This window comes from Leptolyngbya sp. KIOST-1 (genome assembly GCF_000763385.1).
Classification (GTDB): domain Bacteria; phylum Cyanobacteriota; class Cyanobacteriia; order Phormidesmidales; family Phormidesmidaceae; genus Nodosilinea.
The window spans coordinates 382,036-396,871 of record NZ_JQFA01000002.1 but is presented as its reverse complement, the minus strand read 5'-3'; the positions used below and the strand labels follow the sequence as shown (position 1 = coordinate 396,871).

Annotated in this window: 13 protein-coding genes and 1 pseudogene; 8 read left to right on the top strand and 6 right to left on the bottom strand. The window is 60.2% G+C overall.

The features are described from left to right. Window positions 1-356: 356 nt before the first annotated feature. The 3 genes from NF78_RS01935 to NF78_RS31730 all read left to right on the top strand — a co-directional run bounded on the left by NF78_RS01935 (window position 357) and on the right by NF78_RS31730 (window position 2,759). Window positions 357-1,880, top strand: coding sequence for an AAA family ATPase (locus NF78_RS01935; RefSeq protein ID WP_035984568.1), 1,524 nt, complete (start codon window positions 357-359; stop codon window positions 1,878-1,880). Between the two features lie 53 nt (window positions 1,881-1,933). Beyond that, complete coding sequence (locus NF78_RS01930; protein WP_035984566.1) at window positions 1,934-2,398, top strand: SH3 domain-containing protein; 465 nt, start codon at window positions 1,934-1,936, stop codon at window positions 2,396-2,398. A gap of 196 nt (window positions 2,399-2,594) precedes the next feature. After that, window positions 2,595-2,759, top strand: coding sequence for a hypothetical protein (locus NF78_RS31730; protein WP_017296515.1), 165 nt, complete (start codon window positions 2,595-2,597; stop codon window positions 2,757-2,759). Between the two features lie 18 nt (window positions 2,760-2,777). Here the strand turns inward: NF78_RS31730 and NF78_RS01925 are convergent, their stop codons facing one another. Next, window positions 2,778-3,482, bottom strand: a complete 705-nt coding sequence (locus NF78_RS01925; protein ID WP_225885203.1) for a TraX family protein — start codon at window positions 3,480-3,482, stop codon at window positions 2,778-2,780. Between the two features lie 92 nt (window positions 3,483-3,574). Between NF78_RS01925 and NF78_RS01920 the strand changes: the two genes are divergently transcribed. Then, entirely contained in the window at window positions 3,575-4,141 is a 567-nt protein-coding gene (locus tag NF78_RS01920; protein WP_081972468.1) for a DUF2996 domain-containing protein, read from the top strand. Between the two features lie 28 nt (window positions 4,142-4,169). Here NF78_RS01920 and NF78_RS01915 read toward each other — a convergent pair whose 3' ends face one another. Then, window positions 4,170-5,075 (bottom strand): alpha/beta fold hydrolase, encoded by a 906-nt coding sequence (locus NF78_RS01915; protein WP_035984564.1) that lies wholly within the window; start codon window positions 5,073-5,075, stop codon window positions 4,170-4,172. Window positions 5,076-5,197: 122 nt separating this feature from the next. Here NF78_RS01915 and NF78_RS01910 point away from each other — a divergent pair, with 122 nt between their 5' ends. After that, the gene (locus NF78_RS01910; RefSeq protein WP_035984562.1) at window positions 5,198-6,421 is read left to right on the top strand and encodes a DUF790 family protein; all 1,224 of its coding nucleotides are present in this window, start codon (window positions 5,198-5,200) and stop codon (window positions 6,419-6,421) included. 53 nt (window positions 6,422-6,474) lie between these two features. On the opposite strand, the gene NF78_RS01905 is transcribed toward NF78_RS01910, so the two are convergent. Then, window positions 6,475-7,194, bottom strand: coding sequence for an ABC transporter ATP-binding protein (locus NF78_RS01905; RefSeq protein ID WP_035984561.1), 720 nt, complete (start codon window positions 7,192-7,194; stop codon window positions 6,475-6,477). A gap of 289 nt (window positions 7,195-7,483) precedes the next feature. Here NF78_RS01905 and NF78_RS01900 point away from each other — a divergent pair, with 289 nt between their 5' ends. Both NF78_RS01900 and NF78_RS01895 read left to right on the top strand, forming a co-directional pair. Continuing rightward, a complete protein-coding gene (locus tag NF78_RS01900; RefSeq protein ID WP_197064743.1) occupies window positions 7,484-7,720 on the top strand; it encodes a hypothetical protein in 237 nt (78 codons plus the stop codon). 104 nt (window positions 7,721-7,824) lie between these two features. After that, window positions 7,825-8,106, top strand: a pseudogene (locus tag NF78_RS01895) (type II toxin-antitoxin system VapC family toxin); the annotation flags it as partial. 81 nt (window positions 8,107-8,187) lie between these two features. On the opposite strand, the gene NF78_RS01890 reads toward NF78_RS01895, so the two are convergent. From NF78_RS01890 to petH, 3 genes are all read right to left on the bottom strand, one after another. Beyond that, window positions 8,188-9,966, bottom strand: a complete 1,779-nt coding sequence (locus NF78_RS01890) for an ABC transporter ATP-binding protein (protein ID WP_035984559.1) — start codon at window positions 9,964-9,966, stop codon at window positions 8,188-8,190. Window positions 9,967-10,382: 416 nt separating this feature from the next. Next, window positions 10,383-11,693 (bottom strand): homoserine dehydrogenase, encoded by a 1,311-nt coding sequence (locus NF78_RS01885; protein ID WP_035984558.1) that lies wholly within the window; start codon window positions 11,691-11,693, stop codon window positions 10,383-10,385. 115 nt (window positions 11,694-11,808) lie between these two features. Then, window positions 11,809-13,071, bottom strand: coding sequence for a ferredoxin--NADP reductase (petH, locus tag NF78_RS01880; protein ID WP_035984557.1), 1,263 nt, complete (start codon window positions 13,069-13,071; stop codon window positions 11,809-11,811). Window positions 13,072-13,830: 759 nt separating this feature from the next. Here petH and NF78_RS01875 point away from each other — a divergent pair. Continuing rightward, a complete protein-coding gene (locus NF78_RS01875) occupies window positions 13,831-14,835 on the top strand; it encodes a phosphoribulokinase (RefSeq protein ID WP_035984555.1) in 1,005 nt (334 codons plus the stop codon). Window position 14,836 lies beyond the last annotated feature (1 nt).

Below are 14,836 nucleotides of genomic sequence, written 5' to 3'. Positions count from 1 at the left end.
ATATGGGAATACGAAATTTAGGCTTCGTTAAAATTTCGTGGGAGCTTAGCCAGAAGCTTTTTGGCGAACAGCCTCTCCGCTCGACTTGAAGGCGAGCACCGCCGTAGAGAGGTCCCCCCACGAGGTAGACCTTGGCGCCCCCACTAGCCCCCTGGCGGGGAGAGGGTGACGAACAAATGACAGGCTAGGGCAAATGACAGGCTAGGGCGTCTGGCCTCCCTGCTGGGGAACTCGCGCCTCAGAGTTTGGATCAGGGTTTGTTGCTTAAGGCCCCTAGCCGGGGGCCGCGGCTGGCCAAAATCCTATAGGCTGGGAGAGTAAACTTAGCCTGCCCGCCCGATTCTCAACCTGGCCCCATGAGCTTTATCGATGAACTGGGTCTGCTCATCCGCGCCCGCTACCCGATCGTCTACATCGCCACCGCCGAAGAGGAGCGGGCCGAGGCCGACATTGCCGCTTGCGCCGCGGCCCAGGGCAACCGTGCCCTCTACACCTGGGACTTTGTCGATGGCTACCAGGGCAACCTCAACGACGCGGGCTTTGGCAAGCGCAACCCTCTGCAGGCCCTGGAGCTAGTTGAAAAGCTGCCTGCCACTGCTCCGGCTGTCTTTGTACTGCGCGACTTTCATCGGTTTTTAGACGACATTGCCGTCTCTCGCAAACTGCGCAACCTGGCCCGCCGCCTCAAGGCCCAGCCCAAAACCCTGGTGATTTTGTCGGCCCAGCTCACCGTTCCCGACGAGCTGAGCGAAACGATTACGGTGCTGGAGTTTACCCTGCCCGATGTCGCGGCCATTCGCCAGGAGGTGCAGCAGCTCTTGAGCGCTACCACCACCGACCTGTCGGGGGGGATGCTGGAGGAGGTGGTGCGCACCTGTCAGGGGCTGTCCCTGGAGCGAATTCGGCGGGTGCTGGCCCGGGCGATCGCCTACCACGGAGCCTTTGACCCCAACGACCTCGACCTGATCCTCGACGAAAAGCGCCAGAGCATTCGCCAGACCCAGATTCTCGACTACTACCCCGCCAGGGAGCAAATCTCTGACATTGGCGGCCTGGACAACCTCAAAGACTGGCTGCGATCGCGGGGGGCCGCATTCTCAGAGAAGGCCCGTCAGTACGGCCTGCCCCACCCGCGCGGGCTGCTGCTGCTGGGCATTCAGGGCACGGGCAAGTCGCTCACCGCCAAGGCGATCGCCCACCACTGGCACCTGCCCCTGCTGCGCCTCGACGTCGGTCGTCTGTTTGGCGGCCTGGTGGGCGAGTCTGAGGCCCGCACCCGCCAGATGATTCAGCTGGCCGAGGCCCTGGCCCCCTGCGTGCTGTGGATTGACGAAATCGATAAAGCCTTCGCAGGTATGGACGGTCGCAGCGATGCGGGTACCGCCAGCCGCGTGTTTGGCACCTTCATCACCTGGATGGCCGAGAAAACCTCGCCCGTGTTTGTGGTAGCCACCGCCAACAACATTCAGGCGCTGCCTCCCGAGATGCTGCGCCGGGGCCGCTTCGACGAAATTTTCTTTGTTGGCTTGCCGACCCAGAGCGATCGCCAGGCCATTTTTGAGGTGCACCTCTCCCGCCTGCGGCCCCACAGCCTGAAGAATTTTGACATTCCCCGGCTGGCCTACGAAACCCCCGACTTTTCGGGGGCGGAGATCGAGCAGGCCATTGTCGAGGCCATGCACCTGGGCTTCAGCCAGAACCGCGACTTTACCACCGACGACATTCTGGCCGCCGCCAGCGAAATGGTGCCCCTGGCCCGCACCGCCCAGGAACAGGTCGAGGCCCTCCAGGCCTGGGCCGCAGCGGGTAAAGCGCGGATGGCCTCTCGCACGGTTGGGCTAGAGCAGCGGTTTCGCCCCACCCTACCCGATGCCGATTAGCGAGGGGTGCTGTACCATTAGCTAGCTGTAAACACGTTTTGGCCTGCCCACCTATGAAAGGATTTTTCATTGGCCTTTCCAAGTTAATTTTGGGCATTGCGGTTGCCCTAATTTTGCTGTCGATGGCTGGGGTGGCCACCGCCCGCTACTTCATGGGTCGCCTCTCGGTGCTGCCGCCCAAGCCCCTCTACGGCGACGAGATGCCCACGGCGGCGCAGGTTGAGCCCGAGGCGGCCCCCGAGGCCATCCCAGCGGCCCCCGAGCCGGTGGCCGAGGCCCCGGCTGCCCCCGAACCCGAGCTAGAGGACGGGGCCTACAATGCCGTGGTGGTACAGCCCATTGGCCTGGTGATGCGGGAAGGCCCTGGGGTTAACTATCCCCAGGTGGGCGGGGTGGATGTCAACGAAGCGGTGGTGGTGCTGGAGGAGCCCGACGACCAGGCGTGGGTCAAGGTGCGAGTGGTGTCGAACGGCCAGGAGGGCTGGGTGAAGGCGGGGAACACCCGTCGCACCGAGTAATTAGGAAAATGTTAACAAACCTAACTAAGCCTTAAGCTTGGTTGCGCTTCTGCCGCTGGTTCTCAGATGTGCCAGGGTGGAGTGATAGCGTAGGGGTCGAAAAACGGATGGAATGAGCCGGGGCAGAGAGCTATGCAGCGCTGTCAGCCGCCGTCTCTGACCTGACCAGTTCCCTAGCAAACTCCTTTAAGACCCCATGCATAACCTTCAAAAAGACTGGATTGGCTCCGTGGCGATCGCGGCCCTGGGCGCTGGCATCATCACCTCCTTCGCCGTCGCCCAGGGGCAAAATCCCCTGGTCGGCCTCGCCATCACCGCCTTTGCCGCCGTGTCCGCCGTGGCGATCGACCACTTTTTGTAGGTGAGCGGGTTCACTCGCCTATGCCCCGGCCCGCTGGATCAGCCACAGCAGGGCCAGGTGGCCGGGGTAAAAGGCGTAGAACCAGCGGGCTTTCGCTCCCCGCTCGCCGTTGGCCAGCCAGAACAGCAGCGGCACCGCGATCGCGGGGAGCTGAAACGGCCCGACAAACCAGGCCCAGGCCAGGTGAAACCCGATCCACGCCACCATCCACAGCAGCTTGGGGCGAAAGTAGCGGGTCAGAAACACCAGGCCAATGCCGTAGCTGCCGTAGCCCATGTTCAACAGCTCGGATAGCGCTGCCCCGCACAGCCAGATCGGCAGCTGCAGCTGCGGGACCCGGCGGGCCAACCGCAGACAGCCCAGGCCCAGAAGCAGCTCAAACAAAATATTGAGCCCGGTGGTGTTGAAGGTCAGCTGGTAGATTGGCTGCGATACGATGCCCAGGGCCGCCAGCCGCAGGCCGTAGCGGCCCACATCTCGGGTATGGGCCTCGCCCTGCACCAGCAGCCAGACAAATAGGGGAAAGCTGATCCGCCCAATGATGCGAAAGCCCGTCATCTCTGGGAAAAAGACCAGGCCAACATGGTCTATCAGCATGGTCAACGCCGCCAGAAGCTTGATGTGGTAGCTGGTCAGCCCCCTGGGCGACGGGCTCTGCATGGGCGGCACGGTTGGTTCTGCATCGGCCCTTTCGGTGTACCACAGCGCGAGGGAGCAGACCACTGGCCGAAGGCTGGATGGTAATATAGGGAAGAACTGGGCCTGGGGCTCAGCCCGCCGAGTTCGCCCCTGTTGCTGTTTTAGGTTTTCGGTTTATGGCTGACGAAAAGATGGCTGACGAGACAACCCCTACGGCAGACGCCAAGCCGCCAGAGGGCGCGGCCGCCGCAGAAACGTCAGAGGCAGCAGAGTCTACCCCTAAAGCGGCGGCCAAGGCCCCCCCCAAGGCGTCCAAGACAGAGGCTGGGGCGGCAGCGCCCAAAGCGGCTAAAAAAGAAAAGCCACCCGCGCTAGAAGATAAGCCCTTCACCGAATTCATTGAGCAGCACTTTATTCCCTCCCTGGAGACGGCGCTGAAGGAAAAGGGCCTTGAGGATATTCAGCTCACCCTTGACCAGCAGCCCCTGGGCGTTTTTGGCGTCAGCGATGGGGAGAACTACTGGCATGTGAAGGGCAAATGGCAGCGGGGCGACCGCCAGTTTAACATTGCCTTTACTAAAGACGACATTTCGAGCCCCAAGCTGTTCTACTTCGCCGACAAAGGCTCCCAGCCCAGCACCATTGAGCAGTTCATGGGTGACGAGCGCAAAATTACCCTGGACCTGCTGGTGCTCTTTACCCTACGGCGGCTCAACGGCCAGAAGTGGCTGGCGCGAAACTGAGCCCGGCGAGTACCCAGGGTGCTGGGAATCAGGGCTCTTGGCGGTGGGCGGCGAGAAACTGGCGCAGCAAACCCACCACCACGGCGGGGTGCTCCAGGTGGGGCAGCACGCCTGAGTCAGGGATTTCAATCACCCGCTGCACGGCGTTGGGATTGAGACTGGCCAACCGCTTCACCAGGGCTGGGGCCGAAAACCGTGACCCGGCCCCCAGTACCACCGTGGTCGGCGTCTGGAGCTGGCCGATATAGTGCGCCAGGTCAAAGCTGATGTCCCCATTCAGGGATGCCAGGGCGGCATATTCGGCGTTGGGCTGCTGGGTGCAGCTCAGGTAGGCCTGCACGATGTCTGGGGTGAGGCGGCGGGCGTCGGCAAACAAAAACGTCGAAAGAAACGATCGCACCGCCAGTTCGTTCGCTGCCCCCACCTGGTACAGCAGCTTGTCTACCCCAGGGGTGCTGGCCAGCAAAGCGGGCAGGCTGGCCCTGTAGTCGCGGCCAAAGTCGCTGTTGCCGGAGGGCGACACCAGAAACAGACCCCTGAACAGATCGGGCCGTAGACCCGCCAGGCGAATCACCACCCCTGCGGTGAGGGAGGTGGCGACCACCAGGGCTGGCGGTTCGGCCACCGCCTCCAGCAGATGGGTGATCATGCCAAAATAGTCCTCCACGGCGTAGGCGCGGGCGGGGTGGGTGGACTGGCCCCAGCCGATCAGGTCGGGGGCGATCACCCGGTGGGTAGCGCCAAAGGCGGCGTAGACCCTGGACCACTCGAAGGCGGAGGAACCGCCCCCCAGACTGTGGAGAAACACCAGGGTCGGGCGGGGGGCATCATGCTCCCGCTGCCAGGGCCAGCCCCCGGGGGTGTAGTAGGCCATTACCCCAAGGTCGGTGGCTAGCGCCTGCTGAATAAAGCCGGGGGGTTGGAAGTTAAGCATGGTCCTATCCGGTAAGATGCAGGGCGGTGGGGTCAGGGCAATCGGGGGAGATGACTCGAACCTGCCCCCCGTCTCTGTGCCTCAATCTTAGAGCCAACTGCCCACTCAAACGCGCCCAGGGGGTGAGACCAACGTTACCCAGTGAGCTACTCATCTATCGGTACCAGGGGGAGGGGCTACAGCCCAAGCGACTGAAGCTGGACGGGGAGAACCGGGCGATCGCTGCCGACCTGATTGCCCTATTTCAGCAGCAGGTGGGCCACACCCAGGGGGACCTCAACCGCCAGCTCCAGGACCTGGAAGGGGAAGACACCAACTACCGCATCAAGCGGGGGCTGGCCCACATTTTGCGCAACAGCTTTGCCACCTTTGATGTCGTCAGTCCCCTGGAGCCGATCGCGCTACGGCGACGGGTGTTTGCGCTGGCGGCCCAGGGCGTCCCCGCCGCCGCCGCGACCCAGGCCACCCTGGCCAGCCTGGGGCAACAGCTGTCGGAGGAACTGGGCCGGGAGGTATCCATCGCGGAGTTGCGCCAGGGGCTCTACGCCGATCGCCAGGACAACCACATCCTGACTGAGTTTGAGGCCCCCACGCCCGAGGCGCTGATTCACCGCTACAACCTGTCCCAGACCCAGGGCGTTTTCTACAAAGCCAGCGACCTGGTCATGCACCTGTACCGCAACGATCCGGGCGAGTACAAGCTGATGTTTCGCTACCTGAAGCTGTTTCGGCTGATGACCTACATCGAGGGGGACGCCGACTGTGGGTTTACCATCACCATCGACGGCCCCGCCAGTTTGTTCAAGCCCAGCACGCGCTACGGGGTAGACATCGCCAAGCTGATCCCCGCCATTCTGCACGTCAGCAAGTGGCGGCTGACGGCAACTCTGCAGATGAAAGACAGCTACACCCAGCAGGTAAAGCCGCGCCAGTTTACCCTCGACAGCGACTGCGGCCTGGTCACCCACTACCCCCCCGGCAAGACCTACGACAGCCTGATCGAAGAGTCCTTTGTCAATCGCTGGCCGGCCAAGACCGCCTGGAAGCTGGAGCGGGAGGTCGATCTGGTGCCCCTGCCCGGCAGCGTAATGATCCCTGACTTTCGCCTGGTACACCCCGACGGGCGGGAGTATTTGCTGGAGATTGTCGGCTACTGGCGGCCCGAGTATCTGCGCAAAAAGTTTGCCCAGGTGCGCAACTCGGGCCGCGACAACCTGATTCTGGCGGTGTCCGAACGGCTCAACCTGGAGAATGCCGGCGTGAATATGGCGAACATTCCCGCCCAGGTGGTGTGGTTTAAGCAAAAGCTACAGCCCAAGACGGTCCTGGAGGTCTTAGGGGACTGAGCGCAGTGACGAGGCTTCCCCCTGTCTGCCTGCACTCCATGGGGTTTACGCCGCTATCGAACGGCAATGGACTGGGCCAGGTCGTCCGGGCTGAGGTGGTCGTTGAGCACCTCGCCGTCCTTGAACCAGACGATGCGCTGGCTGGCGCGGGCCACATCGGGCTCGTGGGTGACCATCACTACGGTAATGCCCGCCCGGTGGAGGTCGGCGAAGATACCCAGCACGTCTTCGGTAGTGTGGGTGTCGAGGGCCCCGGTGGGCTCATCGGCCAGCAGGAGTAGGGGATGGTTGACGATCGCCCGCGCGATCGCCACCCGCTGCTGCTGCCCGCCCGAGAGCTGAGTGGGCTTGTTGTGGATGCGATCGCCCAGCCCCACCCGCTCCAGGGCCTCCGTTGCCCGCTGGCGACGCAGGTCACTACGCACCCCCGAGTAGATCATCGGCAGCTCCACGTTTTCGCGCGCGGTAAGCTGGGGCAGCAGGTGGAACTGCTGAAACACAAAGCCGATCTTCTGGTTGCGAATGTGGGCCAGCTCGTTGTCCTCCAGGGTGGCCACATTCTGGCTGTCGAAGTAGTATTGCCCGGCGGTGGGGCGATCGAGGCAGCCGATCATGTTCATGGCGGTGGATTTGCCGGAGCCCGACGGCCCCATGATGGCGCAGTATTCGCCGGGATAGATGGCTAGATCCACATTCCACAGCGCCCGCACCTCGGTGTTGCCGGTGCCGTAGACCTTTTGCAGCTGGCGAAACTCGATCAGGGGGGTGGGCATGGGGGAGGGAGTGGATGGGGGGACGGGTGAGGGGTGGATGGGTGCAGGGGGAGAAGTCTACATTCAGGTTAGCGTGGCGTCAGGCATGTTTAGGGAACAGCTTGGACACACCCGCTGTATGACTGGGGTATAACGGGAGGATAGCCATTTAGGGGCAGCCGCTATGAAAATAGCGATTTCGATTCCTGATGCGGTATTTGAATGGGCGGAGGCGATCGCCAGTTGCTAAGGTGGTCCGTTATTACCGCTAAGCTTAAAACACACCGCAAAATCATCCTAGGTGAATCCTGTGCTGGAGTTTGAACAACTGAAGCAAGATATTCTCACACTCCCTGACGACGCCCAGCGCCTGGTTAACGATTTTGTCGCCTTTCTCAAGCAACGATACCCAACCCACGGCCAAGAGAGTCATCACGTTATTGACTTAGACCAGGAGCCTTTTGTAGGCATGTGGTGCGATCGCTCAGATATGGCCGACAGTAGCGCCTGGGTCAAACAGGTTCGTCAGCAGCACTGGCATCGTTAATGGCCAGCGTACTAATCGACACTGACATTTTGATTGATGTCGCCAACAAGGATGCTAATGCAGTTGGCCGTCTTAAATGAGAAAGTCAGACCGCACGGCTTGCTGTTTCCAGTATTACCGTCATGGAACTCGTCGTTGGGTGTCGCAACAAGCTAGAGCAGCAGACGCTGGAGCGGTTTCTAGCCAAGTTCCAGGTTTTGCCATTGAATAGCGAAATTTCAGAGCGTGCCACCTTTTTATTGGCAACTTACTATCTCAGTCACGGATTGCTCATTGCTGATGCTTTGATTGCTGCCAGGGCGATCGCCCATAACATTTCGCTTCTGAGCAAAAATCAACGAGACTTTCGCTTTATTCAGGAGTTGACTCTCCTGCCTTACCCTTGATTGTTATCATTCCCTACGCTACAACTTTGCCGAAGCTTACGCTGGACTAAGGGAGCAACGCCCACTATCACTTTTTGGTCCTCATCGCAGGCCCGACTGCACCCGCCACAGGCTGGCGTAGATGCCGTTTAGCTCCAGCAATTCCTCGTGGCGGCCCTGCTCGACGATTTCGCCGTAGGACATAACGTAGATGCAGTGGCAATGGCGAATGGTGGAGAGGCGGTGGGCGATCGCCAGGGTCGTGCGGTTCTGAGTAATCACCGCCAGCGATCGCTGAATTGCCGCCTCGGTCTCGTTGTCCACCGCCGAGGTGGCCTCATCCAGCACCAAGATCGGCGGGTCTTTGAGAATGGCGCGGGCGATCGCCAGCCGCTGCCGCTGGCCCCCCGAGAGTTTCTGGCCCCGCTCCCCCACGATGGTGTCGTAGCCCTGGGGCAGCTGGGCGATAAACTCGTGGGCTTCCGCCAGCTTGGCGGCGTGAAGAATTTGATCAAAGCTGGCGTCAAAGCTGCCGTAGGCAATGTTTTCTGCCACCGTGCCCGAAAACAAAAATACATCCTGGCTGACCAGGCCGATGCAGCGGCGCAGATCCTGAGGCAGCAGGTCTTGAATCTCCTGCCCGTCGATCAAAATGTGGCCCTGCTGGGGCTGATAAAAGCGCAGCAGCAGCTTCACCAGGGTGCTCTTGCCCGAGCCCGTCGCCCCCACCACCCCAATGCTCTGCCCGGCGGGGATGTGCAGCGACAGGTTCTTTAGCACCGGCTGGCGGTGGGCGTAGGCAAAGCTGACATTCGCAAACCGCACGTCCCCTTTCACCCGCTCCACCGGCAGCGGGTTGCGCCCCGGCACCAGCTCAATCGGCTCATCCAGCAGGCCCATCACCCGCCGCACCGAGGCCATCGCCCGCTGGTACTCATCCATAATTTCGCTCAGCTGGGTAAAGGGCCACAGCAGCCGCTGCACAATGAACACCAAAAAGCCGTAGGTGCCCGCCGATAGGGTGCCATTGGCCACCGCCAGGCCGCCCAAAAACAGCATCGCCGTGAAGCCCACCAAAATCACAATTCGAATCAGGGGCACAAGGGCGGCGCTGAGGGCGATCGCCCGGCGGTTGCTCTGGCGGTAGGCATCGCTGTCCTGGGTGACGCGATCGCGCTCGTAGCCCTCCGCCGAAAAGCTCTTGATCGTAGCAATGCCCGACAGGTTGTTGGCCAGCCGACCGCTGATCAGCCCCGCCTTGTCGCGCACCTCCGCGTAGCGCGGGGCCAGCCGCCGCTGAAAGGCGATCGACCCCCCCAGCACAAAGGGAATCGGCAGCATCGCCATCCACGATACCCCCGGAGCCAAAATCAAGAACGTCGCCCCCACCCAAATTACCGTGGTAAAAAACCGCAGCAGGTTGTGGGCACCGGTATTCAAAAACCGCTCCAGCTGGTTGATGTCGTCGTTGAGAATGGCCAGCAGACTGCCCGTGCTACGGTCCTCAAAGTAGCTGAGATCCTGCGCTTGCAGGTGACTGTAGGTATCGATCCGCATGTCGTGCTGCAAATTTTGAGCCAGGTTACGCCACAGCCGCGCGTAGATGTACTCACTCAGCGACTCCAGACTCCAGATCAAAAACGTCAGCGCCGACAGCACCCCCAACTGCCCCGCAATGCTGGTGATCCCCAGCCGGGCAATCAGCGAGTTTTCATTGTTGGTCACCACATCGATGGCGATACCGATCAGGTAGGGCGGGGCCAGGTCAAAGATGGTGTTGAGAATGGAGTTGACCACCGCCCCCCAGATTTGGGGGCGATAGTTGCGCCCGTAGCGCAACAGCCGCTGTAAAGGGTGCTGTGCCGATCGAATAATGGCCATAGATGCCCTAACTGCAAAGGTTAAAGTGTAACCAACCCAAGATCGGTTTAGGATTTTGGACTGGCGATTTTGGATTGGCCCCAATTTAGATTAGATCGATCGCCACTACAAACATGAAAGGTGGGCAGTGCCCACCCTACAATCGACCAGGCGCTTCACTAAAGCTGCCAACCAACCAATTTGCAAGATAGACATTTAAACCGATGATCAGCCAATCCTTTCCGTTGGGTCCAGGGCGGCGGAACGGCCCTGGTCGACGGGGGTCTGGGGCCTGCGAAATGGCCCCAGCAGCAGATCTGGCTTTTGTTCCCAATTGTGCGCCGCCAAGCTTAAGCCAGACACCCACACCATAAGCGGTGCATTGCGGTCCTTAAATACCTATCAACACTGGGGAGGAATTGAGCCGCGAATGCACCCTACAGCACCCGCAACACACTCGCCACACTGTGAATCTCAGCGTAATCCCGCAGCTCATCCAGCGCCGTCTGAAACTTCGCCTCCGTCACCTCATGGCTCACAATCACAATCTCCGCCCGCGTCTCGTGCTGCCCAATCTGCACAATCGACTCCAGACTCACCTGGTGCCGCCCAAAACAAGTCCCTAACTTGCCAATCACCCCCGGCGCATCCTCCGCCAGCAGCCGCACATAAAAACGGCTGACGATATCCGCCATGGGGCTGACCTTGCAGTAGTGCTGATGGCTGCAAGCCAGCAGCGGATTCGCCGAGGCTGGGCCAACCTCAGCCTTGAGGTTAGCCGCCAGATTCAGCAGGTCGGCCACCACCGCGCTCGCCGTCGGCCCCTCCCCGGCCCCAGGCCCAAAAAACATCACCTGCCCAATCGGGTCGCCCTCGATCAAAATTGCGTTGTACACATCGTTGACCGAGGCTAGGGGGTGGCTCACTGGCACCAGGGTGGGGTGTACCCGCAGCTCCAGCCGATCCAGCGCCTGATCTGAAGTCTCGTCGTACTCGCCGTCCCGGCGGGCGATCGCCAGCAGCTTGATCACAAACCCCAGTCTGTCAGCGTAGGCAATATCCGCCGCCGTCACCTGGCGGATGCCCTCGCTGTAGACCTCAGAGAGCTTAATTCGCCCGCCAAAGGCCAGGGAGGCCAAAATCGCAATCTTGTCGGCGGCATCAAGGCCGTCCACGTCGGCGCTGGGGTCGGCCTCGGCGTAGCCCAGCCGCTGGGCATCGGCCAAAATTGGCTCAAAGTCGCCCCCCTCCCGCTGCATGCGGGTGAGGATATAGTTGGTGGTACCGTTGATGATCCCGGTCACCGCGTGGATGCGGTTTACCCCCAGGGCCTGCTTCAGCGGCTGAATCACCGGAATGCCCCCCGCCACCGCCGCCTCCAGCAGCACATAGACCCCGGCCTGGTTGGCGGCGGTGAAGATCTCATCGCCGTAGCGGGCGATCACCGCTTTGTTGGCGGTCACCACATGCTTTCCCTGGGCAATCGCCTTCAGAATCAGCGATCGCGCCGGTTCCAGCCCCCCCATCACCTCCACCACCGCGTCGATGGTGGGGTCGCTGACAATGCTCTCTAGGTCAGTGGTGAGGCGATCGCCCTCAATGGTGACCGAGCGGGGCTTGTCCAAACTCCGCACCCCCACCTTAGCCAACTCAATCTGCCCCACCAAAGGATGGCGATGGGCCGGATCCAGCAAAATCTTGGCCGTCCCTGCCCCCACCGTTCCCAGCCCCAGCAAACCGACACGCATAACCAATGGCCTGACTTCCTTAACTGCGATCGCTATGCCCAATTGTAAGGGGATTGCTGCTAGCCAAAAAAAAGAGGCCGATTTCGGCCCTTCTTTTTTTTGGCTGAGACGCGACCTAGTAGGTCTCTACGTGCCAGCGATGCTCTTTCTTCATCTGCTTGCGGAACTCGATCCAGTCGACACCGTGCTTGTTAGCCGCCACCGACATCCCTTCGTCGATGCCGTCTTCCATACCCTTCAGACCGCACATGTAGGTATGGGTGTTGGGCTTCTGCATCAGGTCCCACAGCTCATCGGCATGCTCAGCCACGCGGTGCTGAATGTACATGCGACCGCCCTCGGCATTTTGCTGCTCGCGGCTGATGGCGTAGGTGAGCTTGAAGTTCTCGGGAAACTCCTTCTGAATCTGCTCCAGCTCCTCTTTGTAAAGAATGTTGGGCGTATAGGGCACGCCAAAGATCAGCCAGGCCAGCCCCTTGAACTGGTAGTCAGTGTTCTTCTGGCGCTCAGCTTCTTTGAACATCCGCCACAGGTAGGCCCGGAAGGGGGCAATCCCCGTACCCGTTGCCAGCATGATGACGGTGGCCTCGGGATCGTCGGGCAGCAGCATCTCCTTGCCCACCGGTCCGGTGATCTTCACATCGGCCCCAGGCTCAATGCCACAGAGAAACGTCGAACAGGTGCCGTAGACGGTCTCCCCCGTCTCAGGATGTTTGTACTCGAGCTGGCGCACACAGAGCGACACGGTTTTGTCGTCCATGTCGTCACCGTGGCGAGTCGAGGCGATGGAGTAGAGGCGTAGCTTGTGGGGCTTGCCTTTCTCATCGGTGCCATCGGGAATAATGCCAATGCTCTGACCTTCTACGTAGTGGAGATCCCCAGCGGACAGGTCAAACTTAATGTGCTGTACGATCCCAGAACCACCTTCTTGAACCAGAGGTTCGTTCGACAACACCTTGCCGACGTAGGGGCTGTTGGGTTTGTAGAGGTTAATGGGCACGCTCGCAGCGGCTTTTTTAGGTGCGGCTTGAGTCATGGGCTTTTTCTCAGTTTGGGTTGGCGCGGTCTCTGCTGGGGCAGCAGCTTCGGCGGGCGCAACCACGGGAGCCGTAATGGGCGTAGGCTCAGCATTGTTAACGGTACCCACCTCTTCAATGGGTCGAATGCTGACGATCTTGCCACCCATGCGGGTAATGCGCTGCATCTCCTGGTTCATACGGTTGTAGGGCACCGTAATGAAAACACTGCCACTCTTGCGAATGGGGTTGTTCATTTGATCGGTTTCCGCGTTTTGGCGAAGGCCCTGCACTTCGTATAAAAACAAACGGCTTCCGGCCACAGTACTGGCGTTGCCGCCGCTCACACTTGGATTGTACATATCTAAAATTCAGTGACTCTCTAGACCCAACTAAGTGCGACGGAGGCACACCGTCATGACCCGTCGCATACCTTCTAATGCGCCTGCTCGACCAGCCATAGGGCCAACCCAGAGACGGTGACATCAGAACTACGTTTAGCTTAGGGTATCACTGTAAGACGGTGTAATACTGAGGGTTGCGAGATTTCGCAGGCCGGTCAGCCCGCAGTCTTCCGCATCCAGCCAATGCCCCAGTGAATGGTTGCACTCTATATATATCCTGCGGGAAAGACTGTGTCCTTTGCAGCAGTGAGCGTTAAGTTAATCTAAAAATCTCTCCCCAGGCTAAAACCCTCCAGCCGCCGCCGCTAGCTGATCCCCCTCCAAAAACTGTTGTGAAGGATACTAGCTTCTGATAGGATAATGCTAATCGCGGTAGAAATACTTATCCCCCAAACCTCGTTCTATACCAGCGGCGGTTTTGCTGCCCAAAGGGCTAGCGGGGGCAGGGGATGGCAGGACGTATCGGCGCTGGGGCTGAGGGTTGTGGTCTTGGCTGAAGGTCGACGGTGACTGTCATACTCGTGGGGTTTCGGTCTCCAGGTCATTGGTCTTGGGCTTCACAGCCGTGACATTCACGGGTAATGTGCCACTTAGGGCGATCGCCCTGAAGCATTGGGGACAGAGACCAGACCAGAGCCCCCTCTGGGGTTGGTGACTGCTCCGCCAGGTTGAAACGCTGGGTTCTATTTTTTATAGAAGGTTGTTTAGAGGGAACTTATGATCAGCAAGCCAGACAAAGTAGTTCTAATTGGTGTCGCCGGCGACTCTGGGTGCGGCAAATCTACGTTTCTACGACGACTGAGCGATTTGTTCGGCGCTGAGTTTATGACCGTCATCTGCCTGGATGACTACCACAGCCTCGATCGCAAGCAGCGCAAAGCCGCCGGGGTGACCGCCCTCAACCCCAAGGCCAACAATTTTGATCTCATGTACGAGCAGATCAAAGCGCTGAAAGAGGGCAACAGCATCGATAAGCCCATCTACAACCACGAAACCGGCGAACTCGATCCCCCTGAGCGTGTCGACCCCAACCGCATCGTTGTGATTGAAGGTCTGCACCCCCTCTACGACGAGCGTGTGCGCGAACTGCTCGACTTCAGCGTCTACCTTGACATCAGCGACGAAGTCAAAATCGCCTGGAAGATTCAGCGCGATATGGCCGAGCGCGGCCACACCTACGAAGACGTGCTGGCCTCGATCAACGCCCGTCGCCCCGACTTCGAAGCCTACATTGACATTCAAAAGCAGTATGCCGATGTCGTGATTCAAATCCTGCCCACCCAGCTGATCCCCAACGATGAGGAGAAGAAGGTGCTGCGGGTGCGCCTGATGCAGCGGGAAGGCATTGAGGGCTTCGACCCTGTCTACCTGTTCGACGAAGGCTCCACCATCGACTGGATTCCCTGCGGGCGCAAACTCACCTGCTCCTACCCCGGCATCCGCATGCACTACGGCCCCGACTCCTACTACGGCCACGAGGTCTCGGTGCTGGAGGTAGACGGCCAGTTCGATCGCCTCGAAGAGATGATCTACATCGAGAGCCACCTCAGCAACACCTCCACCAAGTACTACGGAGAAATGACTGAGCTGCTGCTCAAGCACCGTGAGTACCCCGGCTCCACTAACGGCAGTGGTCTGTTCCAGGTGCTGGTGGGCCTCAAAATGCGCGCCACCTACGAGCGCTTGATCTCTACCAACCGCGAAGTGGCGACCACCGCCTAGC